Annotated in this window: 15 protein-coding genes; 6 read left to right on the forward strand and 9 right to left on the reverse strand. The window is 68.2% G+C overall.

Going from position 1 to position 23,665, the window contains the following annotated elements; genetic code table 11:
- Positions 1-77: 77 nt before the first annotated feature.
- The 6 genes from ACSFA5_RS25860 to ACSFA5_RS25885 all read right to left on the reverse strand — a co-directional run bounded on the left by ACSFA5_RS25860 (position 78) and on the right by ACSFA5_RS25885 (position 12,106).
- Positions 78-2,561 (reverse strand): glycogen/starch/alpha-glucan phosphorylase, encoded by a 2,484-nt coding sequence (locus ACSFA5_RS25860; protein ID WP_435446905.1) that lies wholly within the window; start codon positions 2,559-2,561, stop codon positions 78-80.
- Positions 2,562-2,618: 57 nt separating this feature from the next.
- Positions 2,619-4,088, reverse strand: coding sequence for a glycogen synthase GlgA (gene glgA / locus ACSFA5_RS25865; protein ID WP_435446906.1), 1,470 nt, complete (start codon positions 4,086-4,088; stop codon positions 2,619-2,621).
- 13 nt (positions 4,089-4,101) lie between these two features.
- A complete protein-coding gene (gene glgC, locus ACSFA5_RS25870; RefSeq protein WP_435446907.1) occupies positions 4,102-5,418 on the reverse strand; it encodes a glucose-1-phosphate adenylyltransferase in 1,317 nt (438 codons plus the stop codon).
- Between the two features lie 79 nt (positions 5,419-5,497).
- Positions 5,498-7,588, reverse strand: a complete 2,091-nt coding sequence (gene glgX / locus ACSFA5_RS25875; protein ID WP_435446908.1) for a glycogen debranching protein GlgX — start codon at positions 7,586-7,588, stop codon at positions 5,498-5,500.
- A gap of 631 nt (positions 7,589-8,219) precedes the next feature.
- On the reverse strand, positions 8,220-10,391 hold the full coding sequence (gene glgB / locus ACSFA5_RS25880; RefSeq protein ID WP_435446909.1) for a 1,4-alpha-glucan branching protein GlgB: 2,172 nt from the start codon (positions 10,389-10,391) through the stop codon (positions 8,220-8,222).
- A 5-nt stretch (positions 10,392-10,396) separates the two neighbouring features.
- Positions 10,397-12,106, reverse strand: a complete 1,710-nt coding sequence (locus tag ACSFA5_RS25885) for an alpha-glucosidase (protein ID WP_435446910.1) — start codon at positions 12,104-12,106, stop codon at positions 10,397-10,399.
- A 147-nt stretch (positions 12,107-12,253) separates the two neighbouring features.
- Here ACSFA5_RS25885 and leuS point away from each other — a divergent pair, with 147 nt between their 5' ends.
- The 6 genes from leuS (at position 12,254) to ACSFA5_RS25915 (ending at position 21,375) form a co-directional block, all read left to right on the forward strand.
- Positions 12,254-14,884, forward strand: a complete 2,631-nt coding sequence (gene leuS, locus ACSFA5_RS25890) for a leucine--tRNA ligase (RefSeq protein WP_435446911.1) — start codon at positions 12,254-12,256, stop codon at positions 14,882-14,884.
- A 14-nt stretch (positions 14,885-14,898) separates the two neighbouring features.
- A complete protein-coding gene (locus tag ACSFA5_RS25895) occupies positions 14,899-15,444 on the forward strand; it encodes an LPS-assembly lipoprotein LptE (RefSeq protein ID WP_435446912.1) in 546 nt (181 codons plus the stop codon).
- A 39-nt stretch (positions 15,445-15,483) separates the two neighbouring features.
- Positions 15,484-16,557, forward strand: coding sequence for a DNA polymerase III subunit delta (holA, locus tag ACSFA5_RS25900; protein ID WP_435446913.1), 1,074 nt, complete (start codon positions 15,484-15,486; stop codon positions 16,555-16,557).
- Positions 16,558-16,645: 88 nt separating this feature from the next.
- On the forward strand, positions 16,646-17,947 hold the full coding sequence (locus ACSFA5_RS25905; protein ID WP_435446914.1) for a glutamate-5-semialdehyde dehydrogenase: 1,302 nt from the start codon (positions 16,646-16,648) through the stop codon (positions 17,945-17,947).
- Positions 17,948-18,039: 92 nt separating this feature from the next.
- Positions 18,040-19,356 carry a glutamate--cysteine ligase gene (gene gshA / locus ACSFA5_RS25910; protein WP_435446915.1) on the forward strand — a complete coding sequence of 439 codons (1,317 nt, stop codon included), beginning with the start codon at positions 18,040-18,042 and terminating at the stop codon, positions 19,354-19,356.
- Positions 19,357-19,506: 150 nt separating this feature from the next.
- On the forward strand, positions 19,507-21,375 hold the full coding sequence (locus tag ACSFA5_RS25915) for a potassium transporter Kup (protein WP_435446916.1): 1,869 nt from the start codon (positions 19,507-19,509) through the stop codon (positions 21,373-21,375).
- Positions 21,376-21,408: 33 nt separating this feature from the next.
- Here ACSFA5_RS25915 and ACSFA5_RS25920 read toward each other — a convergent pair whose 3' ends face one another.
- The 3 genes from ACSFA5_RS25920 to ACSFA5_RS25930 form a co-directional block, all read right to left on the reverse strand.
- The gene (locus ACSFA5_RS25920; protein WP_435446917.1) at positions 21,409-22,170 is read right to left on the reverse strand and encodes a GntR family transcriptional regulator; all 762 of its coding nucleotides are present in this window, start codon (positions 22,168-22,170) and stop codon (positions 21,409-21,411) included.
- Between the two features lie 61 nt (positions 22,171-22,231).
- Positions 22,232-23,155, reverse strand: coding sequence for a polysaccharide deacetylase family protein (locus tag ACSFA5_RS25925; RefSeq protein WP_435446918.1), 924 nt, complete (start codon positions 23,153-23,155; stop codon positions 22,232-22,234).
- Positions 23,156-23,165: 10 nt separating this feature from the next.
- Entirely contained in the window at positions 23,166-23,594 is a 429-nt protein-coding gene (locus tag ACSFA5_RS25930; RefSeq protein ID WP_435446919.1) for a nuclear transport factor 2 family protein, read from the reverse strand.
- Between the last annotated feature and the right edge of the window lie 71 nt (positions 23,595-23,665).

The following is a 23,665-nucleotide window of genomic DNA, read 5'->3' on the forward strand; positions in this document are numbered from 1 at the left end:
GTTCGGCGCAGTGCTTCATCCAATGCAGTCGTGCCCCCACTCCGACCCTCCCCCGGGAGGGGAGGGAGAAACACGGCTCAGCCGAGGACCACGGGTTTCGTGTGCCAGATCTCATGCGCGTACTGCGCAATCGTGCGGTCCGACGAGAACGCGCCCATTCCCGCCACGTTCAGGATCGCCTTGCGCGTCCACGCGTCCGAGTCGCGGTACAGCGCGTCCACCTCGCCCTGCTTGGCCACATAGCTCGCGTAGTCGGCCAGCAGCAGGTAGTGGTCGCCCCAGTTCACCAGCGCGTCGTAGATGCCCTGGTAGCGCGCCGGCTCGCCCGCCGAGAACGCGCCGTCGCGGATGGCGTCGAGCACGCGCTTGAGCTCGGTGTTCTGCTCGTAGATGTCGCGCGGCTGGTAGCCGTGCGCGCGGATGTCCGCCACTTCGGGCGTGGTGTTGCCGAAGATGAAGATGTTCTCCGGCCCCACGTTCTCGCGCATTTCCACGTTGGCGCCGTCCAGCGTGCCGATGGTCAACGCGCCGTTGAGCGCGAACTTCATGTTGCCGGTGCCCGAGGCTTCCGTGCCCGCGGTGGAAATCTGCTCCGACAGGTCGGCCGCCGGCATGATGATTTCCGCCAGGCTCACGCTGTAGTTCGGCAGGAACACCACCTTCAGCAGCTTGCCCACGCGCGCGTCGGCGTTGATGGTGCTCGCCACGTCGTTGATGAGCCGGATCACCAGCTTGGCCATCACGTAGGCGGAGGCCGCCTTGCCCGCGAACACCACCACGCGCGGCACGATGTCGATGGGCGTGCCCGTGGCCTGCGCGTCCAGGATGCGGTGGTAGCGCGCCACCACGTGCAGCACGTTGAGCAGTTGCCGCTTGTATTCGTGGATGCGCTTGACCTGCACGTCGAACATCGCGTCCGTGTCGATGTCGATCTTCAGGTTCTGCTCGACCCAGTTGGCCAGCCGCAGCTTGTTCTCTCGCTTGGCGTGGCGAAAGGCGCGCACGAAGGTCGGTTGCTCGGCCATCGGCCTGAGCGCCTCGAGCTGCGACAGGTCGCGCCGCCAGCCCTTGCCGATGCGCTGGTCCAGAAGCCCCGCCAGCGGCGGGTTGGCCTGCGCGAGCCAGCGGCGCGGCGTGACGCCGTTGGTCTTGTTGTTGAAGCGCTCCGGAAAGATCATGTCGAAGTCGGCAAAGATCGACTGCTTCATCAGCTCCGAGTGCAACCCCGACACGCCGTTGATCGAGTGGCTCGCCAGCACCGCCACGTAGGCCATGCGCACGCGCCGCTCGCCGGCCTCGTCGACCAGCGACAGCCTGCGCAGCAGCTCGACATCGTTGCCCGCCTTCTGCGTCACCGTGGCGAGGAACTTCGCGTTCATGTCGTAGATGATCTGCAGGTGCCGCGGCAGGATGCGCCCGAGCATCTCCACCGGCCAGGTCTCCAGTGCCTCGTGCATGAGCGTGTGGTTGGTGTAGCTGAACACCTTCTGCGTGTGGGCCCACGCGGTGTCCCAGTCGAGGCCGTGCTCGTCGAGCAGCAGGCGCATCAGCTCGGGCACCGCGAGCACCGGGTGCGTGTCGTTCAGGTGGATGCTGACCTTCTCGGACAACTGGTCGAAGGTCTTGTGGCTGCGCAGGTAGCGGCGCAGCAGGTCCTGGACGCTCGCGCTGCAGAAGAAGTACTCCTGGTGCAGCCGCAGCTCGCGGCCCGAGGGCGTGGAGTCGTCGGGGTAGAGCACGCGCGACACGTTCTCCGACTGGTTCTTGCTTTCGACCGCGCCCATGTAGTTGCCGCGGTTGAAGGCCGAGAGGTCGATTTCCTCGGTGGCCCGCGCCGACCACAGCCGCAGCGTGTTGGTGGCCTGCGTGCCGTAGCCCGGAATGATGGTGTCGTAGGCCACGGCGCGCACGTCGTGGGTGTCGACCCAGTCGGCCGCGCCGTAGGGGGCGTTGGTGCCTTCGCGCCTTTGCACGCGGCCGCCGAAGCGCACGCGGTAGTTCACCTCGGGCCGCTGGAACTCCCAGGGGTTGCCGCGCGTGAGCCAGTAGTCGGGCGTCTCGACCTGCTGGCCGCCGACGATCTGCTGGCGGAACATGCCGTATTCATAGCGGATGCCGTAGCCCATGCCCGGCACGCCGAGCGTGGCCATCGAGTCGAGGAAGCAGGCCGCGAGCCGGCCGAGGCCGCCGTTGCCCAGCGCCGCATCGGGCTCGCGCTCGGCCAGCGCGTCCATGTCGACGCCGAAGTCGGCCAGCGCCTGGCGCACGGTATCGAACAGGTCCACGGCCAGCAGCGCGTTGGTGAAGGTGCGCCCGATGAGGAACTCCATCGAGAGGTAGTACACGCGCTTCAAGTCTTGCGCGTAGTTGGCGCGCGTGGTCATCATCCAGCGCTCGACCAACTGGTCGCGCACCGCCTGCGAGGTGGCGTTGAGCCAGTCGTCCTGACTGGCGGCGACGGGGTCCTTGCCGACCGCATAGATCAGCTTGTTGGCCACCGCGCGTTTGAAGGCTGCCACGTCGCGGTCAGGGTGGTCGTAGGCGAAGTCTTTGATCGTCATGGTGGGCGCTCGGTAGGTGAGTGGTGGGGTGTGGTTTGCCGTGCGCGGATCGGGGCGTCACGCCGATGCCTGCCGGTAGACGTCGATGTACTGCGCGGCCGCGGTCGCCCAGTCGGCAGGCTGCCGCATGGCATGGCCGCGCACGCGGCGCCAGTCGGGCGCGCGTTGGTAAAGGGCGAAGGCACGCCGCACGGCGCGTTCGTAGTCGGCCACCTCGAAGCGGTCGAACACGAAGCCGGTGGCCTCGCCGCTTGCCAGGTCTTCGAGCGAGCTGTCGACCACCGTGTCGGCCAGCCCGCCGACACGGCGTACCAGCGGCAGGCTGCCGTACTTCAGGCCGTACATCTGCGTGAGGCCGCAGGGCTCGAACAGCGAGGGCACCAGCGTCACGTCGCCGGCACCGAAGAGCTGGTGCGCCAGCGCCTCGTTGTAGCCGATGGTCACGCTGACCGACTGCGGCGCCGCCACCGCGCGCTGGCGAAAGGCTTCCTCCAGCCAGGCCTCGCCGGCACCCAGCAGCGCGAGCTGGCCACCCTGTGCGAGCAATGCATCGAGCCCGCCCAGCACCAGGTGCAGGCCCTTCTGCTCGGTGAGCCGGCTCACGAGAATGAAGAGCGGCGCATCCGGCCGGTCGGCCAGCCCCAGCTGGTGCTGCAGCACCGACTTGCAGCGCGCCTTGCCCGCCATGTGGCGGCCTTCCGGCGCGTGGAAGCCCTGCACCAGCGCGGCGTCGCTCGCCGGGTTCCAGACCTTGTCGTCGACCGCGTTCAGGATGCCGCCGAGCACGCCGCTGCGCTGGCGCAGCAGGCCGTCGAGGCCGCAGCCCTGCTCGGGCGTCTGGATTTCCTGGGCGTAGGTCGGGCTCACGGTGGTGAGCCGGTCGGCGTAGCACAGGCCGCCCTTCATGAACGACACCTGGCCGTGGTACTCGAGCCCGTTCATCTGGAACGCCGTGGCGGGCAGGCCCAGGTCGGCGAAGTTCCACGGCGCGAAGACGCCCTGGTAGGCCAGGTTGTGCACGGTGAACACGCTGCCCACGCGGGGTGCGCCGGCCTGCCGCGCGAAGTGCAGATAGGCCGGGGCCAGCGCCGCGTGCCAGTCGTGCGCGTGCACCACCTCGGGCTGCCACAGCGGGTCCAGCCCCTGCGCCAGCTGCGCCGCGGCCCAGCCGAGCAGCGCAAAGCGGCGGTGGTTGTCGCCGTAGGGCTGGCGCGACGCGTCTTCATAAGGGTTGCCGGGCCGGTCGTACAGCGCCGGCGCGTCGATCACGTAGGCGGGAAGGGCCGGCGCGCCCTCGGTGGCGATGTGCCCGAGTCGCAGCGCGAAGCGCTCGCCCCAGGGGGCACTGAATTCGGCCACCGGCGCCAGGTCGCGCACGCCCGCCACGATGGCCGGAAACCCCGGCAGCAGCACGCGCGCGTCTTCGCCTTCGGCCATGAGCGCGAGCGGCAGCGCGCCGGCGATGTCCGCCAGGCCGCCGGTCTTGAGGAGAGGGAAGAGTTCGGCGCTGACCTGGAGGATTCGCATCGTGGAACGGCAGTCAGTCGGCGGTGAGCCGCTTGAGCATTTCGCGCGTGACCAGCACCACGCCGGTCTCGGTGCGCTCGAAGCGCGCGGCATCGGCCTCGGCGTCCTCGCCGATCACCATGTCCTCTGGAATGACGCAGGCGCGGTCGACGACCACCTTGCTGAGCCGGCAACCGCGCCCCACTTCGACGTCGGGCAGCAGCACCGCCTGCGAGATCGTGCAGAACGAGTGGATGCGCACGCCCGAGAACAGCACCGAGTCGGTCACGGACGACCCCGAGACGATGCAGCCGCCCGAGACGATGGTGTTGGTCGTGAGACCGGGCTTGCCGTCGCGCCCGAACACGAACTTGGCCGGTGGCAGCTGGCGCTGGTAAGTCCAGATGGGCCAATTGGTGTCATAGATGTCGAGCTCGGGGGTGATCGAGGCCAGATCGAGGTTGGCCGCCCAGAATGCATCAATCGTGCCCACGTCGCGCCAGTAGGTCGGGCTGTCGCCGCCGCGCATGGCGCGGGTCACGCACGACATTCCGAAGGGGTGCGCCAGCGCGCGACCCTCGGCCACGGCGCGCGGGATGATGTCCTTGCCGAAGTCATGGTCGGAGTCGGGGTCCAGGCTGTCTTCTTCGAGCAGGCGGTAGAGGTACTCGGAATCGAACACGTAGATGCCCATGCTGGCCAGCGCCACGTCGGGCTTGCCGGGCATCGCGGGCGGATCGGCGGGCTTCTCCAGGAAGGCGGTGACATTGCGGTTCTCGTCCACGTGCATCACTCCGAAGGCGGTGGCCTCCATGCGCGGCACCTCGATGCAGCCGACGGTGCAGCCCAGGCCGCGCTCGGCATGGTCCTTCACCATGATCGAGTAGTCCATCTTGTAGATGTGGTCGCCGGCCAGCACCACCACGTAGTCGTGCGGCGTGGAGCGGGTCTGGATGATGTCCAGGTTCTGGAACACCGCGTCGGCCGTGCCCCGGTACCAGTGCTCGTCGCCCACGCGCTGCTGCGCGGGCAGCACATCGACCATTTCGTTGAGCTCGGCGCGCAGGAAGCTCCAGCCGCGCTGCAGGTGGCGCATGAGCGAATGCGACTTGTACTGCGTGACCACCGCCATGCGCCGGATGCCGGAGTTCAGGCAGTTCGACAGCGCGAAATCGATGATGCGGAACTTGCCGCCGAAGTACACGGCCGGCTTGGCGCGCCGGTCGGTCAGCTGCTTGAGGCGGGAGCCGCGTCCGCCGGCCAGCACCAGGGCGATGGTGCGGCGAACCAGTTGATGGGCCTGCAACTCGTGCTGCGGCCGGGCTGGCGCCTGGGGTGTGAGCTTGTCCATCCTGTGTCTCCGTTCGTTCGTTGGAATTCGTCGTCAGAGTTTCTGCATCGAGACTAGCACCGCGCCGTGTCCCTGGCGCCTACGTTCTTGCAATCCCGAGGCTCGAGAACGGCACTTGTGCCGTGTCGCCGAGCCGTTGCGCAACATCGCCCGGATCGAGCCCGGGGTCGCTCATCAGGCAGCAGCGCCACGCGCCCGGCGGCAGCCTGAAAGTGACGTTCTCCGGGCCCGCATTCACCATCACCAGCCAGTCGCTTCCGTCGGTGTTCGTTGTCGTTGCAGCACTCGAAAAAAGGATTGCAAGGGCCGTGCCCGCGCGCCAGTCGTCGGGCGTCATCGGCGCGCCGTCGGGGCGCAGCCAGCGGATGCCGGGCGGCAGTCCCGGCGGTGGCTCGGCCGGCCACCAGCGCGTGCTGCGCAAGGCCGGGGCGTCGCGGCGCAGGGCGGCGAGCCGTGCGACGAAGGCGCTCAGCCGCGCCGCGTCGCCGCCGGGTGCCGACACGTCGGGCCATGCGAGCCAGGTGGTCTCGTTGTCCTGGCAGTAGGCGTTGTTGTTTCCCTGCTGGCTGTGGCCGATCTCGTCGCCGGCCAGCAGCATGGGCGTGCCCTGCGACAGCATCAGCGTGGCGAGCAACGCGCGCTGCAGGCGGGTGCGCAGCGCTCGCACGGCCGGGTCGTCGCTCGGGCCCTCGACGCCGCAGTTGTTGCTCAGGTTGTGGCCGTGGCCGTCGCGGTTGTCCTCGCCGTTGGCCAGGTTGTGGCGCTCGTTGTAGCTCACCAGGTCGCGCAGCGTGAAGCCGTCGTGCGCGGTCACGAAGTTGACGCTGGCCGTCGGCGCGCGGCCGTGGTGGGCGAACTGCGTGCTGGAGGCGGTGACGCGGTGCGCGAAGTCGCCAAGGCCGGCGGTGTCGTCGTGCGCCTGCCGCAGCCAGAAGCCGCGCTGCGTGTCGCGGTAGCGGTCGTTCCATTCGAGCCAGCCGGGCGGAAACTCGCCCAGGCGGTAGCCGCCGGGGCCGATGTCCCAGGGCTCGGCGATGAGCACGGTGCGCGAGAGCACCGGGTCTTGCGCGATGGCGGCGAAGAAGGGCGCGCGCGCATCGAACCCGCGCTGCGCGTCGCGCCCGAGGATCGGTGCCAGGTCGAAACGGAAGCCGTCGACGCCCATCTCGCAGGCCCAGAAGCGCAGGCTGTCCATCACCAGCCGCAGCACGCGCGGCTCGCCCAGGTTCAGGCAGTTGCCGCAGCCGGTCCAGTTTTCGTACAGGGCGCGGTCGTCGGGGCGCAGGTGGTAGTACAGGGCGTTGTCGATGCCGCGCAGCGACAGCGTGGGGCCGAGCTCGTCGGTCTCGGCGCTGTGGTTGTAGACCACGTCGATCACCAGCTCCATGCCGCGCGCGTGGATGGCGTCGGCCATCGCGCGGAACTCGCCGGCGGGCGTGGTGCCGGGGCGGCCGCTCCAGTAGCGGGACTCGGGCGCGAACCAGCCGATGGTGGTGTAGCCCCAGTGGTTGCTCAGGCCCATGCGCTGCAGGCGCTGCTCGTCGGCACGGTGCTGCACGGGCATGAGGCTCAGCGTGGTGACGCCCATGCGCTGCAGGTGGTCGAGCACGGCGGGCTCGGCGAGACCGGCGTAGGTGCCTCGAAGTGCTTCGGGCACCCGGGGGTGCAGCCTGGTGTGTCCCTTCACGTGGAGTTCGTAGAGGACGCGGTCTGCGGCGGGGATGCGGGCGCGTCCTGCGCGCGACGGGCTGTCTGCTCCTGGTGCTACACGGGCCTTCAGGGCGACGGCGGCGTTGTCGCGCGTGTCCCGCTCGGTCGGGGCGCCGGGGACGTGGCCCAGGAACAGGTCGCTGCCGTCGTAGCTGCCGACGATCTCGCGGGCGTAGGGGTCGAGCACCAGCTTGGCGGGGTTGAAGCGCTGGCCCTCATGCGGGGTCCACGGGCCGTGGACTCGGTAGCCGTAGACCAGGCCCGGTTGGGCGCTGGGGAGGTGGCCGTGCCAGACGCCGTCCGTGCATGCCGGCAGTCGCAGGCGTTGTTGCTCGTTCTTGCCGGTGCTGTCGAAGATGCAGAGGTCGACGGCCTCTGCAGAGGGGGCTGCCAGGGCGAAGTTGACGCCTTGGGGTGACAGGATCGCGCCCAGGGGGAAGGGGTTGCCTGGGCTCAGCATGCTTGCTTTCTTGGGAAGTTTTTTCCCGAGGCCGGGACTCGCCCCGGCGGGCGACCTGCTTTTCTTTGCTTCGCCAAAGAAAAGTAGGCAAAAGAAAGGCGACCCCACTGTCTGCGACCCCTTCGCTGCGCTACGGGGCAACCTGCGGTGCTCGCGTTTCGCGGGGTCTCGCAGAACTCGCTGCGCTCAAACAGCTGCGAGCCCTGATCCGCGAAACGCTCCGCTCCTCGGCGCAGCCAGAGGGGGTGGAGACCTGTCGGGCCATCGCTTTGCTCGGCCACCAAGCCGCAGCAGGCGCGAAGCGCCTGCTGCGGTTGGTACGAGTTCTTCGGTCTTGGCTGCTGGCTGTTTGGAGCCGAGCGCAGCGAAGGCGTGTCCGGTTCCCCAACCCCTTCTGGATGCGCCGAGGAGCGGAGCGTTTCGCGGATGAGGGCTCGCCCTTGTTTGAGCGAAGCGAGTTTGGGCGAGACCCCGCGAAACGTGAGCACCGCAGGTTGCCCGGAGCGAAGCGCAGGGACGCAGCCAGCAGGGTCGCCTTTTCTTTGGCTACTTTCTTTTGGCGAAGCAAAAGAAAGCAGTTCGCCCGCCGGGGCGAGTCCCGGCCCCGGAACAAAAACCAGGCCCAACTCCCTCAAACCAGAACCCACATCACCGTCCCCAACGGCGGCACGCTCACAGAAACAGAGTCCGCCTTCCCATGCCAGGGCAAAGAAGCGCTCTGAACCACACCGTTGCCAACCCCGCTCCCGCCATAAACCGACGCATCCGTATTGACGATCTCGCGGTAGGCCCCCGCACGAGGCACCCCCAGCCGGTACCCATGCCGAGGCACGGGCGTGAAGTTGCACACGGCGACCACGAACGACCCGTCGCGCGCCCGGCGCACGAAGGCAAACACCGACTGGTCCGCATCGTCGTGCACGATCCATTCGAACCCCGCCCCCTCGTTGTCCAGCTCGTGCAACGCGGGAAAGTGCCGGTACACATTGTTCAGGTCGCGCACCAGCCGCCGCACGCCCTGGTGCGAGGCATGCTCCAGCAGGTGCCAGTCCAGGCCCCGGTCCGCGTTCCACTCCGCGTACTGGGCGAACTCGCCGCCCATGAACAGCAGCTTCTTCCCCGGATAGGCCCACAGGTACCCATACAGGTTGCGCAGGCCGGCGAACTTCTGCCATTCGTCGCCCGGCATCCGCCCGATCATCGAGCCCTTGCCGTGCACCACCTCGTCGTGCGACAGCGGCAGCACGAAGTTCTCGCTGTGCGCATACATCAGCCCGAAGGTGATCTGCTGGTGATGGTGCCTGCGGTAGACCGGGTCGGTGCCGGCATACGCCAGTGTGTCGTTCATCCACCCCATGTTCCACTTGTAGTGAAACCCAAGCCCGCCGTCTTCCGGCGGCCGGGTCACGCCGAGGAAGCTGGTCGATTCTTCGGCCACCGTGATGGCACCGGGCCGCTCGACGCCCACCACATGGTTCATGCGCCGCAGGAAGTCGATGGCCTCCAGGTTCTCGCGCCCGCCGAGCACGTTGGGCACCCACTCGCCGGCCTTGCGGCTGTAGTCGCGGTACAGCATCGAGGCCACCGCATCCACCCGCAGGCCGTCCACGCCGTAGCGCTCCAGCCAGTACAGCGCATTGCCGACCAGGTAGTTGCGCACCTCGGTGCGCGCGTAGTTGAAGATCAGCGTCTGCCAGTCGTTGTGGAAGCCCTCGCGCGGGTCGGCGTACTCGTACAGCGGCGTGCCGTCGAAGTTGCCCAGGCCGTGCGCGTCGGTCGGAAAGTGCGCGGGCACCCAGTCGAGGATCACGCCCAGCCCCGCCGCATGCGCGGCCTCGACGAAGTGGCGAAAGTCGCCCGGCGTGCCGAAACGCGAGGTCGGCGCATACAGGCCGATGGGCTGGTAGCCCCACGAGCCGTCGAAGGGGTGCTCGCTGATCGGCAGCAGCTCGATGTGCGTGAAGCCCAGGTCGCGCACGTAAGGCACCAGCGTGTCGGCGAGCTCGCGGTAGTCCAGCCACTCGTGGCCGTTCTTGCGGCGCCACGACCCCAGGTGCACCTCGTAGATGCTGATGGGTGCATGGCGCTCGTTCGCCTCGGCGCGGCCTTCGGGCAGCTTCACCGGCGCGGGCAGCGGCTGCACCACGCAGGCGGTGTCGGGCCGCAACTGCGACGAGAAGGCGAAGGGGTCGGCCTTGCGCAGCACCTCGCCCTGCGCCGAAAGAATCTCGAATTCGTAGCTGTCGCCCACCGTCACGTGCGGCGCGAAGATTTCCCACACGCCGCACTCGCGGCGCAGCCGCATCGCGTGGCGCCTGCCGTCCCAGTTGTTGAAGTTGCCGACCACCGACACGCGCCGCGCGTTGGGCGCCCAGACCGCGAAGGCCACGCCCTTCACGCCGTCCATCTCGCGCAGGTGCGCGCCCAGCCGCTCCCAGGGCCGCAGGTGCGTGCCCTCGGCCAGCAGCCACACGTCGGTGTCGCCCAGCACGAAGGGAAAGCGGTAGGGGTCTTCGAGCCGCGAGGTGTGCGAGTCCCAGTCGACCTGGAACGAATAGCCCATGCGGGCCTCCGCCGCCGGCACGAGCCCGCTGAACAGGTCGGACTCCTCGTGCCGCGTGAGGATGGCCAGCGGCCAGCCGGTGCGCGAATGCACCACCGCCACGCGCTGCGCGCCGGGCAGCAGGGCGCGCACCACCAGGCCCTCGGGCGTCTCGTGCGGTCCCAGCACGGCGAACGGATCGCCGTGCTCGGCGCGCATCAATCGGTGGACTTCGGTTTCGGGCAGCGGCTTCAGGGGCATGGTGTTCAGTGGTGTCCTGCGTCGGCGGGCATGCCGATGAAGACGCCGTACGGCGCCAGCACCAGCATGCGCTTTTCGCCTTCGCCCTGCACGACGGCGGTGGTCGACAGCGGTTGTCCGACAAGGGGCAGCAGGCCCTTGGTACCAGGCATCGGCAGAGGAATCGACACCGGCTCGCCGGAGAAGTTGAAGATGGCGTGGAGCGATCGGTTCGCGTCGCGTCGCTCGAAGTGCAGCAGGGGCTCGGGCGCATCGAAGAAGGCGATGTCGCCGGTGCGCAGCAGGGGCTGGTCATGGCGCCAGTGCAGCAGGGCGCGGGTGAAGGCGAGCATCGAGTCGGGGTCGTCCGCCTGCCGTTCGACGGCCAGCGGCAGGTGCGGGCTGTACACCGGCAGCCAGGGCGTGCCGGTGGTGAAGCCGCCGTTCGGCGCCTCGGCGGTCCAGACCAGCGGCGTGCGGCAGCCGTCGCGGCCCTTGAACTCGGGCCAGAAGGCGCGGCCGTACGGGTCCTGCAGCAGTTCGAACGGCACCTCGGCCTCGGGCAGGCCCAGCTCCTCGCCCTGGTAGATGCTGGCGCTGCCGCGCAGCGTGAGCAGCAGCGTCAGCCAGAGCCGGTCGCGCCGGGTGTCGGCAGGGGCCGGGGCCAGGGCCGAAGTGTCGCCGCTCCAGCGCGTGGCCACACGCGGCACGTCGTGGTTCGACACCGCCCAGCAGCCCCAGCCGCCGGTGGGCGCCAGCGCATGGTCGAGCGCCTCGACCTGGTGGCGCAGGTGCCTGGGGCTGTGCTCGGCCGTCAGCAGGCTGAAGCTGTACGCCAGGTGCAGGCGCTTGCCGAGTTCGGTGTATTGCGCCATGACGGGCGGCGCGTTCTCGTCGCCGACTTCGCCCAGCGCCACCGCGCCGTAGCCGTCGAGCAGCCGGCGCAGGCTTTCGAGAAAGGCCAGGTTCTCGGTCTGGCTCTTGTCGTACAGGTGCTGCTGCATCGCGTAGGGGTTGTCGGCGCGCACCGTGCTGACCTCGTCGATGGACGCCAGCGTGGCCGGCGGGTTGTCGCGCAGCAGCGCGTCGTGGAACTGGTGGTTGCAGGCGTCGAAGCGAAAGCCGTCCACGCCGCGCTCGCACCAGAAGCGCACCTCGCCCAGCAGGGCTTGCTGCATCTCGGCGCAATGGAAGTTCAGGTCGGGCTGCTCGGCCAGGAAGCTGTGCAGGTAGTACTGCCTGCGGCGCGCGTCCCACTGCCAGGCCGAGCCGCCGAACACCGACAGCCAGTTGGTCGGCGGCGTGCCGTCGGGCCGGGGGTCGGCCCACACGTACCAGTCGGCCTTGGGGTTGTCGCGGCTGCTGCGGCTCTCGGCGAACCAGGCGTGCTGGTCGGAGGTGTGCGAGAGCACCTGGTCGATGATGAGCTTCAGGCCCAGCGCGTGCATGCGCGAAAGCATGGCGTCGAAGTCGGCGAGCGTGCCGAAGATCGGATCGACCGCGCGGTAGTCGGACACGTCGTAGCCGAAGTCCTTCATCGGCGAGCGGAAGAAGGGCGAGACCCAGATCGCGTCGACCCCGAGGCTGGCCACGTGGTCGAGCCGGGCCGTGATGCCGGGCAGGTCGCCGATGCCGTCGCCGTTGCTGTCCATGAAACTTCGGGGATAGATCTGGTAGATCACCGCACCGCGCCACCAGTCGCGGTGGCTGTTTCTGCTGTCGCTTTTGCTGCCCATGCCGGTCCCTGTGGTCGAAAAACATTGTGGCATGCGAAATTCGGGCCAGTGATACGGCCTTGTCACGTTCTGCGCGCCGCAGGCTTTGCCCGGGCGCGATAATCCGCGGTTCCCGGCCGCCTTGCGCCGGGCTCTTGCCGAACCGTCATGAACCCCAGCTACAAACCCAGCGACGTCGAGTCCGCTGCCCAGGCGCAGTGGACAGCCGCCGATGCCTACCGCGTCACCGAGGACGCGAGCCGCAAGAAGTACTACGCCTGCTCGATGCTGCCGTACCCCAGCGGCAAGCTGCACATGGGCCATGTGCGCAACTACACCATCAACGACATGCTCACGCGCTACCTGCGCATGAGCGGCTACAACGTGCTGATGCCCATGGGCTGGGACGCCTTCGGCCTGCCGGCCGAGAACGCGGCGCTGAAGAACGGCGTGCCCCCGGCCAAGTGGACCTACGAGAACATCGCCTACATGAAGGGCCAGCTGCAGGCCATGGGCCTGGCCATCGACTGGAGCCGCGAGATCGCCACCTGCGACCCGAGCTACTACAAGTGGAACCAGTGGCTGTTCCTGAAGATGCTCGAAAAGGGCATTGCCTACCGCAAGACCCAGGTCGTGAACTGGGACCCGGTCGACCAGACCGTGCTGGCCAACGAACAGGTGATCGACGGCAAGGGCTGGCGCACCGGCGCCACGGTCGAGCGCCGCGAGATCCCCGGCTACTACCTGAAGATCAGCGACTACGCCGAAGAGCTGCTCGAACACACCCAGCACAAGCTGCCGGGCTGGCCCGAGCGCGTGAAGCTGATGCAGGAAAACTGGATCGGCAAGAGCGAAGGCCTGCGCTTCGCCTTCACGCACGACATCCAGGACGCGAACGGCAAGGCCATTCAGGACGGGCGCATGTACGTGTTCACCACGCGTGCCGACACCATCATGGGCGTGACCTTCTGCGCCGTGGCGCCCGAGCATCCACTGGCCGCGCACGCCGCCACGCTCGACCCCAAGGTCGCCGCCTTCATCGAGGAATGCAAGAACGGCGGCACCACCGAGGCCGAGCTCGCGGTGCAGGAGAAAAAGGGCGTGCCCACCGGCCTCACGGTGACGCACCCGATCACCGAGGAGCAGGTGCCGGTGTGGGTCGGCAACTACGTGCTCATCGGCTACGGCGACGGCGCCGTGATGGGCGTGCCCGCGCACGACGAGCGCGACTTCGCCTTCGCCAACAAGTACGGCATCGAGATCATCCAGGTGGTGCTGGTGGACGACGAGCCGCACTTCGACTATCACAAGTGGCAGGACTGGTACGGCGACAAGCAGCGCGGCGTGACCATCAACTCCGACAACTTCAGCGGCATGACCTACAAGGAGGCCGTGGCCGCCGTGGCGCACGCGCTGGGCCAGAAGGGCCTGGGCGAGCTGCAGACCACCTGGCGCCTGCGCGACTGGGGCGTGAGCCGCCAGCGCTACTGGGGCACGCCGATCCCGATCATCCATTGCGATGAGCACGGCGCGGTGCCGGTCCCCGAGAAGGACCTGCCGGTGGTGCTGCCCACCGACTGCGTGCCCGACGGTTCCGGCAATCCGCTGACCAAGCACGAAGGCTTTCACGCCGGCGTGGTTTGCCCCGTGTGCGGCAAGGCCGCGCGGCGCGAGACCGACACCATGGACACCTTCGTGGACTCGTCGTGGTACTTCATGCGCTACTGCGACCCGAAGAACGACCAGGCCATGGTGGCCGGCGGCGCCGACTACTGGATGCCGATGGACCAGTACATCGGCGGCATCGAACACGCCATTCTTCACCTGCTGTACGCGCGCTTCTGGACCAAGGTGATGCGCGACCTGGGCCTGGTGAAGGCCGACGAGCCCTTCAGCAAGCTGCTGACGCAGGGCATGGTGCTCAACCACATCTTCTACAAGCGCAACGAGAAGGGCGGCAAGGACTACTTCCCGCCCACCGAGGTCACGAACGTGCTCGACGCGCAGGGCCGCATCACCGGCGGCACCACCGCCGACGGCACGAAGGTCGAGTACGGCGGCGTCGGCAAGATGGGCAAGAGCGAGCGCAACGGCGTCGACCCGCAGGACCTGATCGAGAAGTACGGCGCGGACACCGCTCGCCTGTACACCATGTTCACCGCACCGCCCGAAGCCACGCTCGAGTGGAACGACGCGGCCGTGGAGGGCAGCTACCGCTTCCTGCGGCGCGTGTGGAATTTCGGCGCCGCGCAGGCGGATGCCGCCCCGGTGGCCCTCGCCGGCCAGACCTTCGGCAAGGGCGCCCAGGCGCTGCGCCGCGAGGTGCACACCCTGCTGCGCCAGGTCGACTACGACTACCAGCGCATGCAATACAACACCGTGGTGTCGGGCGCGATGAAGCTGCTCAATGCGCTGGAAGGCTTCAAGCCCGACGGCAGCAAAGGCGACGCCGCCGCGCTGCGCGAGGGCTTCGGCATCCTGCTGCGCTGCATGTACCCGGCCACGCCGCACATCGCCCAGCAGCTGTGGAACGAACTCGGCTACGACAAGGACCTGGGCGGCCTGCTCGACGCGGCCTGGCCCACGGTCGATGTCGGCGCGCTGGTGCAGGACGAGATCGAGCTCATGCTGCAGGTCAACGGCAAGCTGCGCGGCAAGCTGCTGGTGCCCGCCGGCGCCTCCAAGGACGAGATCGAAAAGCTGGCGCTGGCCTGCGACGACTTCGTCACCTTCGCCGAAGGCGCGCCGCCCAAGCGCGTGATCGTGGTTCCCGGCCGCCTGGTCAACGTGGTTCTCTGACGAACGACTCAAGCATGAACACTCGCAATGTCTCGCTGCCGCGCCGCGGCTTTCTCATGGGCCTGACGGTGGCGGGCGCCTCGCTCGGCCTGGCCGGTTGCGGCTTCGAGCTGCGCAAGGCGCCGGTCTTCGCGTTCAAGACGCTGTCGATATCGGGCAACACGGCCATGATCAACCAGATCCGGCGCGAGCTGCGGGCCACGGGGTCGGTAACGCTGGTGACTGTCGAGCCGCCCGTTGCTGGCAATCCGCCCCCCGTGTCGACCGCCGATGTGGTGCTCGAGATCCTGGGTGAGGAGCGCAACCGCTACGTGATTTCGACCAACTCCGCCGGCCTGGTGCGCGAGGTGCAACTTCAGCTGCGTGTGCGCTTCCGCCTGCGCACGCCGGGCGGCAAGGACTTGCTGCCGTCCACCGAGGTATCGCAGACGCGCGACCTGAGCTTCAACGAAACCAATGCGCTGGCCAAGGAAGGCGAAGCCGACCTGCTGTTCCGCGACATGCAGTCGGACATCGCCCAGCAGCTGATGCGCCGCATCGCTGCCGTCAAGGAACTCTGAGCCCTGGCGCCCAGGTCATTCCCCGGTCATTCCATCTCCATGCAACTTGCCAGCGCCCAGCTCGGGGCCCACCTGCAAAAGGGCCTGAAGCCGCTCTACACGATCCACGGCGACGAGCCGCTGCTCGCGCAGGAAGCGGCCGACGCCATTCGCGCCGCCGCGCGCGCGCAGGGCTACACCGAGCGCAGTTCGTACACCGCGGCTGGCGCGCACTTCGACTGGAGCGCGGTGCTGGCGGCCGGGGGCTCGCTCTCGCTGTTCGCCGACAAGCAGATCGTGGAAATCCGCATCCCCTCGGGCAAGCCCGGCAAGGACGGCAGCGCGGCGCTGCAGCACATGGCCGAGGCCGCGCCGGGCAACGACAGCACGCTCACGCTGGTGATGCTGCCGCGCCTGGACAAGGCCACGCGCACCGGCGCCTGGTTCTCCGCGCTGGAGAACAACGGCGCGAGCATCCAGGTCGAGCCGATCGAGCGCAACGCGCTGCCGCAATGGATCGCGCAGCGCCTGGGGCTGCAGGGCCAGCGCGTGATGGCCGGCGACGAAGGCCAGCGCACGCTGCAGTTCTTTGCCGACCGCGTGGAGGGCAACCTGCTCGCCGCGCACCAGGAAATCCAGAAGCTCGCGCTGCTGCATCCGGCCGGCGAGCTGAGCTGGGAGCAGGTGGAAGGCGCGGTGAACAACGTGGCGCGCTACGACGTGTTCAAGCTGTCCGAGGCCGTGCTGGCCGGCAACCCGCAGCGCGTGGCGCGCATGCTCGACGGCCTGCAGGCCGAGGGCGAGGCCGAGGTGCTGGTGCACTACACCATCGCCGAGGACATCCGGGCGCTCAAGCGCGTGAAGGACGCCATGGCGTCGGGCCGCCCGTTGCCGATGGCGCTGCGCGAGAACCGCATCTGGGGCCCGCGCGAGCGCGCCTTCGAGCGCGTGCTGCCGCGGCTGGACGACCGCATGCTGGCGCGGCTGCTGCGTGCCGCTCACCTGGTGGACGGCATCGTGAAGGGCCTGAAGCAGCCCGACTGGCCCGCGAGCGGCTGGCAGTCGCTGCAGCGGCTGGCGCTGATGCTGTGCCGCGCGTGCAGCAGTGCGGCGGCTGCACCGCGACGCGGCTGATCCACGCCAAAGGCGTCTGTTCCGGTGGCGAGAGCCATCAAAAAGCTTGTGTCATCCAGGCCACAGGTTGGCGTGGGAAAATGCACACATGAATGCGTTCAACGTCAGCGAGCACATGCAGACCCTCGGTCTGCAAGCCAAAACCGCTGCATTCCTCATGGCCCGTGCGGATGCAGCTACCAAAAACATAGCGTTGAAGGCGCTGGCCCGGCGCCTGCGCGAAGCCGGCCCCGCGCTGGCCGCCGCCAACGAGAAAGACCTGGCCCGCGCCACGGCCGCCGGCCTGTCGGCCCCGATGGTCGACCGCCTCAAGCTCACGCCCAAGGTCGTCGAGACCGTGGCCCTGGGCTGCGAGCAGCTCGCCGGCATGGCCGACGTGATCGGCGAGATCATCGGCATGAAGCAGCAACCCAGCGGCATTCGCGTGGGCCAGATGCGCGTGCCGATCGGCGTGTTCGGCATGATCTACGAGAGCCGGCCCAACGTGACCATCGAGGCCGCGAGCCTGGCCATCAAGAGCGGCAACGCGGCCATCCTGCGCGGCGGCTCCGAGGCCATCGAGTCGAACAAGGCGCTGGCGCTGCTGGTGTCCGGTGCGTTGGCCGAAGCCGGCCTGCCGGTCGAGGCGGTGCAGCTGGTGCAAACCACCGACCGCGAAGCCGTGGGCCAGCTGATCGCCATGCCCGAGTTCGTCGACGTGATCATTCCGCGCGGCGGCAAGGGCCTGATCGAGCGCATCGCCCGCGACGCCAAGGTGCCGGTCATCAAGCACCTGGACGGCAACTGCCACGTCTATGTGGACGACACGGCCGAGTTCGACATGGCGCTGCGCATCGTCGACAACGCCAAGACCCAGAAGTACAGCCCCTGCAACGCCGCCGAAGGCCTGCTGGTGTCGGCCGCGGTGGCCGAGCACTTTCTGCCCGACATGGCCGCCATCTTCGCGGCCAAGGGCGTGGAAATGCGCTGCGACCCGGCCGCCGCCGCGATCCTGCGGGCCAGCGAGGCGCTGGGCGCTGCCGGTGCCAAGGCCAAGATCCTCGATGCGGTGGAGGCCGACTGGTCCGAGGAATACCTCGCCGCGGTCATCAGCATCAAGGTGGTGTCGGGGGTGGACGAGGCCATTGCCCACATCAACCGCTATTCGAGCCACCATACCGACGCCATCGTCACGCGCGACCACGTGCATGCCCAGCGCTTCCTGCGCGAGGTCGACTCGGCCAGCGTGATGGTCAATGCGAGCACCCGCTTCGCCGATGGCTTCGAGTTCGGGCTGGGTGCGGAAATCGGCATCAGCACCGACAAGTTCCACGCCCGCGGCCCTGTGGGCATCGAAGGCCTGACCTCGCTCAAGTACGTGGTGCTCGGGCAGGGCGAGGTCCGGACTTGATGCGCCTTCGCGCCGTCTTGTCATTGGGGCGGCCATCCCCAAATCCTACAATTCCGCTCCACCTTTAAGCAAAAAACCAACAAGGCCGCCGCATGGTTCCGCATCTCGTCACTGCCCTGACCGGCCCGATCAATGAACTGGAGCAGCGGGTGCTCGACTCGATGCCCGCCATCGAGCGCTGGTTCCGGCTCGAATGGATGGAGCACACGCCGCCGTTCTACAGCGCCGTGGACATCCGCAACGCCGGCTTCAAGCTGGCGCCGGTCGACACCAACCTGTTCCCCGGCGGCTGGAACAACCTCACCAAGGAGATGCTGCCGCTGGCCGTGCAGGCCGCGCAGGCCGCCATCGAGAAGATCTGTCCGGAGGCGCGCAACCTGCTCGTCATTCCGGAAAATCACTCCAAGAACACGTTCTACCTGGCCAACGTTGCGCAACTGGTGCGCATCTTCCATATGGCGGGGCTCAACGTGCGCGTCGGGTCGATCGACCCGGCCATCAAGTCGACCAAGAAGATCGAGCTGCCCAACGGCGAGGTCGTGACGCTCGAACCGGTGGTCCGCACCAAGCGCCGCCTGGGCCTGAAGAATTTCGATCCCTGCACAATCCTGCTCAACAACGAGCTTTCGGCGGGAACCCCCGGCATCCTCGAAGACCTGCACGAGCAGTACCTGCTGCCGCCGCTGCACGCAGGCTGGTCGGTGCGCCGCAAGAGCAACCACCTGCACAGCTACGAAGAGCTGTCCAAGCGCTTCGGCAAGCTGCTGGGCATCGACCCCTGGCTCATCAACCCGATCTATGCGCGCGCCGAGGGCGTGGACGTGGCCGAAGGCCGCGGCATCGACGTGCTGACCAGCCACGTCGACGCGGTGCTGACCAAGGTGCGGCGCAAGTACAAGGAATACGGCATCAACGAGAAGCCGTTCGTGGTCGTCAAGGGCGGCCACAGCGGCAGCGGCAGTCCGGGCGTGGTGACGGTGCGCGACGCCAAGGAGGTCGAGGCGCTGATCGGCAAGTCGCGCACGAGCACGTCGTCGGTCGCCAAGATCTCGGGCGGGCGCGACCTGCGCGAGCCCACCGAACTGATCGTGCAAGAGGGCGTGCTCACCAACGAGCGCGTGCACAACGGCATGGCCGAGCCGGTGGTCTACATGATGGACCGCTACGTGGTGGGCGGCTTCTACCGCGTGCATGCCGAGCAGGCCGCCGACGAGAACCTCAAGCTGCCGGGCGCGAGCTACGTGCCGCTGGCCTTCTCCGAAAGCGCGCACATGCCGCAACCCGGCGCCAAGCCCGGCGCCAGCGCGCCGAACCGCTTCTACATGTATGGCGTGGTCGGCCGGCTGGCCATGGTGGCCGCCAGCTACGAGATGGAGGCGACCGACCCGGACGCCGAAATCTACGAATGAAAATCTAAATGAAGGGCCGCAGCTTGCGGCGGCGGCGGGCAACGGCAAAATAGCGGCCCCACAGCAAAGGAAACAAAAGGGCGGGAGGGGTGATGCGGGCGTGTCTGACGCGTCGATATTCCAGCAGCCGGCCCTTTTCCCATCGACCTCGTGTCAGCCCCCAAAAACCTCTCAGCCGGCCTGATCGTCGGCGCCATCGGCGTCGTCTATGGCGACATCGGCACCAGCGTGCTGTATGCCGTCAAGGAAGTGTTCGGCCACGGCCATGTGCCGTTCACGGTCGAGAACGTCTACGGCATCCTGTCGATGTTCTTCTGGACGCTCACGGTCATCGTCTCCATCAAGTACGTGGTGCTGGTGCTTCGGGCGGACAACGAAGGCGAGGGCGGGCTGGTCGCGATGCTCGCGCTGGCGTCCCGCGCGGTGGCCGACAAGCCCAGGCTGCGCCATGTGCTGCTGGTGGTGGGCATCTTCGGCACCTCGCTCTTCTATGGCGACGGGGTCATCACCCCGGCCATCTCGGTGCTGTCGGCGGTCGAGGGCCTGGAGGTGGTGTCGCCGCACTTCTCTCACTACGTGATTCCCATCACCCTGGTCGTGCTGTTCTGCCTGTTCGCGGTGCAAAAGCGCGGCACCGCGGGCATCGGCAAGTTCTTCGGTCCGGTCACGCTGGCGTGGTTCGCGGCCATTGCGGTGCTGGGTGTGTGGCAGATCCTGCACCACCCCGAGATCGTCAAGGCGCTCAACCCCTGGTATGCGCTGAAGTTCATCTGGGACAACCCGGGCACCAGCTTCATTCTGCTGGGCGCCATGGTGCTGTGCGTGACCGGTGCGGAGGCGCTGTATGCCGACCTGGGCCACTTCGGCAAGAAGCCGATCCGCATCGCGTGGTTCTCGGTCGTCATGCCGGCGCTCACGCTCAACTACCTGGGCCAGGGCGCGCTGCTGCTGGAGAACCCCGAGGCCGTGAAGAACCCCTTCTTCATGATGGCGCCCGAGTGGGCACTGGTTCCGCTGGTGCTGCTGGCCACGCTGTCCACGGTCATCGCGTCGCAAGCGCTCATCACCGGCGCGTTCAGCGTCACGCGCCAGGTCATCCAGCTGGGCTACCTGCCGCGCCTGAACATCGAGCACACCAGCGTGCGCACCGCCGGGCAAATCTACATTCCGCTGGTCAACTGGGGCCTGTTCGTGGCCATCGTGCTGGCGGTGGTGATGTTCCGTACCTCGAGCAGCCTGGCGGCGGCCTACGGCATCGCGGTGACCACCGACATGCTGATCACCACCATCCTGACCTTCTTCGTGATCCGCTACGCGTGGAAGCTGCCGCTGGTGCTGTGCATCGCCTCGACGGCCGTGTTCTTCTTCGTCGACTTCATGTTCTTCGCGTCGAACCTGCTCAAGCTGTTCGAGGGCGGCTGGTTCCCGCTGATGATCGGCGGCTTCGTCTTCACGCTGATGATCACGTGGAAGGAAGGCCGGCGCCTGATGGGCGAGGCGCAGCATGCGGATGCCATCGACCTGAAGTCCTTCCTCGGCTCGGTGTTCGTCAGCCCGCCGGTGCGCGTGGAAGGCACGGCGGTGTTCCTCACGGCCGAGCCCGGCACCGTGCCCAACGCGCTGCTGCACAACCTGAAGCACAACAAGGTGCTGCACGAGCAGAACATGTTCGTCACCGTGCGCAACCACGAGGTGCCCTGGATCCCGATGGACAAGCGCATCGAGATCGACGCGCTGGGCAACCATTGCTGGCAGGTGATGGTGCACTACGGCTTCAAGAACGACATCGACCTGCCGCGCGCGCTCGACAACGCGCGCCTGCGCGGCTGCCAGCTGGAGCCGATGACCACCAGCTACTTCCTGTCGCGCGACGTCGTCATTCCCACGCTGGGCAGCGGCATGGCACCGTGGCGCGAGAAGCTGTTCGCGCAGATGCACCACAACGCCAGCGGGGCGGCCGCCTTCCTGGGGCTGCCGAACAATGCGGTGGTGGAGCTGGGCTCGAAGATCGAGATCTGACGCGGCCGCGGGTGTGTGCGTCGGGGTGCCGGTTCAGCCCAGCCCCAGCATCTGCCCCAGGCTGCGCTGCGCCGCCGGCCGGTCCAGCGCGATGTTCCGCTCGAGCACCAGCAGGTGCGCTTCCATCAGATGCACGGCCGTGTCCGCGTCGCCCCGCGCAATGGCGTCGACCACCTCCGCATGCTCGCCGTGCTCGCACGCGGCGTTGCCTGGCGGCTCGTACAGCGCCACGATGAGCGAGCAGCGCGACATCAGCTCCGTGAGGTAGCGCTCCAGAATCGGGTTGCGCGCGAGCCGCGCCACGCGCAGGTGGAACGCGCTGGCCAGCCGCGCCCACTCGGGCTGCGTGTGGCGGTGCATGGCTGCATGCTCTTCTTTCAGGTGCCGGCGCAGCTCGGCCACTTCGGCCCTGGTCGCGTTGCGCGCCGCCATGCGCACCAGCGCGGCTTCGAGCGCGCGGCGCGCCTCGAAGATCTGCCGCGTTTCTTCCGGCGAAGGCATCGCGACGATGGCGCCGCGGTGGGGCCGCAGGTCCACGATGTGGTCGTGCGCCAGCCGCTGCAGCACCTTGCGCACCAGCGCGCGGCTCACGCCGAACAGCTCGCACAGCGAGGCCTCGGGCAGCTTGGTGCCGGGCGCCAGGCGCTGGTGGGTCACGCCCTCGAAGACCGAGCGGTAGATGCGCTCCTCGATGTCGCCTTCATCGCCTTCGCCCGTGGTCGTTGCGGCTTTCGTGGCCGGCGACGGCTTGCGCCGGGCGGCAGCGGGCTTCGACGGCGAGGGAGAACGGGCCATGGGGTGGAAAGGGGGCGGTGGGAGCGCGCCGATTATCGAGTGCGCCCGCGCACCCCGCGGCTCAGTCGAATTCTCCGGGCCGCTGCGCGGCCAGCTGTGTCATGTGCGCCGCAATGGCCCCCGGCGTGGTGAACCAGATGTCGCCCCGGTCGCGCGCCTGCGCCAGGTGCGCGAGCGCGGTGCGCAGGTGCCGCAGCCGGTAAGGCTGGCCCACGATGTACGGGTGCAGCGCCAGGCCCATCACCAGCGGCTGGCTGCGCGACTGCATGAGCATTTCTTCGAAGTTGTCAACCACCATCGCGCTGAAGTCCTTCGCGTCCATCAGGCGCCCGACGATCATCGGAATGTCGTTGAGCTCCTGCGGGTAGGGCACCGACCACAGCGCACCGCCGCCGCGCGTGCGCATGCGAATCGGCTGGTCGTCGTGGCACCAGTTCAGCGTGTAGCCGTAGCCCGTTTCGGCCAGCAGGTCGGACGTGACGGCGCTCTCCGAGATCCACGGCGACAGCCACCCCGAAGGCGCCTGCCCGCTCTCGCGCACCATGCGCTCGCGGCAGCGCTGCAGCAGCGAGCGCTCGTGCGCCTCGTCGAGCACGCCCTGGCGTTCGGCGTTGCTGTGGCCGTGGCCAATCAGCTCGTCGCCGCGCGCCACCAGCGCCTGCACCAGCTCCGGGCAGTGGTCGTACAGCGCGGTGTTGATCAGCGCACCCGTGGGCAGCGCGAGCGCGTCGAACAACTCCAGGCAGCGCCATGCGCCCACGCGGTTGCCGTACTCGCGCCAGCCGTGGTTGAGCACGTCGGGCTGCGGCGAGGCCGGGCCGATGCACGCACCCAGCCCGTCGCCGAAGGCGAAGTGCTCCACGTTGAAGCCCAGGTACACCGCCAGCCGCGCGCCGTTGGGCCACACGTGGTCGGGCCGCCGCGTGATGGGCCGGTAGTCGAAACGGTCGTGCGAGGGCAGCAGTTCGGGCCAGCGCGTGGTCATGCGCCGGTCCTCACAGCACCGCGAGGCCGGCGCGCACCAGCAGCCATTCGGCGCTGTCGTTCCACACGTCCATCTGCACGATGAGGCCGTGGCTCACCACGTAGCGGTCGACGTAGCGGTTGTCCTCGAACGCGGTGCCGTCGGGCCATGCGCCGTACAGCGTACCCAGGCTGTAGACCACGGTGGCTTCGGGCGTGCCGCCGGCCACCGTTTCGGTTCGCTCGATCTTCTTCTTCACCCACGCATAGCGCTGGGCATTGAAGGCCGAGGTGTCGCCGGGCGCCTGCATGGCCCGGTTGCCGGTGAAGCGGATGCGGATGCCGGGCGCGGTGAAGCGCGAGGCCGACTGCGGGTCGGGAATCATCACCAGGCGAAGGAACTCGTCGACCACGGCGGCGGGGTCTGGCGTGTGGGGTGCCGGTGCGGCGGGCGCGGTCATGCGGTGCTCCAGTCGTGGTGGGCCATGGCGGTGCATGGCGGTATGCGATGGCGGTATACGATGGAGAAATC

This window comes from Variovorax monticola (genome assembly GCF_051216855.1).
Classification (GTDB): domain Bacteria; phylum Pseudomonadota; class Gammaproteobacteria; order Burkholderiales; family Burkholderiaceae_C; genus Variovorax.

Bases quoted from the DNA above. Each gene is read 5' to 3' on its own strand.
- glgB (WP_435446909.1), bottom strand. From the start codon at position 10,391: ATGCCCCTGAAGCCGCTGCCCGAAACCGAAGTCCACCGATTGATGCGC.
- glgX (WP_435446908.1), bottom strand. From the start codon at position 7,588: ATGCTGAGCCCAGGCAACCCCTTCCCCCTGGGCGCGATCCTGTCACCC.
- holA (WP_435446913.1), top strand. From the start codon at position 15,484: ATGCAACTTGCCAGCGCCCAGCTCGGGGCCCACCTGCAAAAGGGCCTG.
- ACSFA5_RS25925 (WP_435446918.1), bottom strand. From the start codon at position 23,155: ATGACCACGCGCTGGCCCGAACTGCTGCCCTCGCACGACCGTTTCGAC.
- ACSFA5_RS25930 (WP_435446919.1), bottom strand. From the start codon at position 23,594: ATGACCGCGCCCGCCGCACCGGCACCCCACACGCCAGACCCCGCCGCC.
- glgA (WP_435446906.1), bottom strand. From the start codon at position 4,088: ATGCGAATCCTCCAGGTCAGCGCCGAACTCTTCCCTCTCCTCAAGACC.
- ACSFA5_RS25860 (WP_435446905.1), bottom strand. From the start codon at position 2,561: ATGACGATCAAAGACTTCGCCTACGACCACCCTGACCGCGACGTGGCA.
- gshA (WP_435446915.1), top strand. From the start codon at position 18,040: ATGGTTCCGCATCTCGTCACTGCCCTGACCGGCCCGATCAATGAACTG.
- ACSFA5_RS25920 (WP_435446917.1), bottom strand. From the start codon at position 22,170: ATGGCCCGTTCTCCCTCGCCGTCGAAGCCCGCTGCCGCCCGGCGCAAG.
- leuS (WP_435446911.1), top strand. From the start codon at position 12,254: ATGAACCCCAGCTACAAACCCAGCGACGTCGAGTCCGCTGCCCAGGCG.
- ACSFA5_RS25885 (WP_435446910.1), bottom strand. From the start codon at position 12,106: ATGGGCAGCAAAAGCGACAGCAGAAACAGCCACCGCGACTGGTGGCGC.
- ACSFA5_RS25905 (WP_435446914.1), top strand. From the start codon at position 16,646: ATGAATGCGTTCAACGTCAGCGAGCACATGCAGACCCTCGGTCTGCAA.
- glgC (WP_435446907.1), bottom strand. From the start codon at position 5,418: ATGGACAAGCTCACACCCCAGGCGCCAGCCCGGCCGCAGCACGAGTTG.
- ACSFA5_RS25895 (WP_435446912.1), top strand. From the start codon at position 14,899: ATGAACACTCGCAATGTCTCGCTGCCGCGCCGCGGCTTTCTCATGGGC.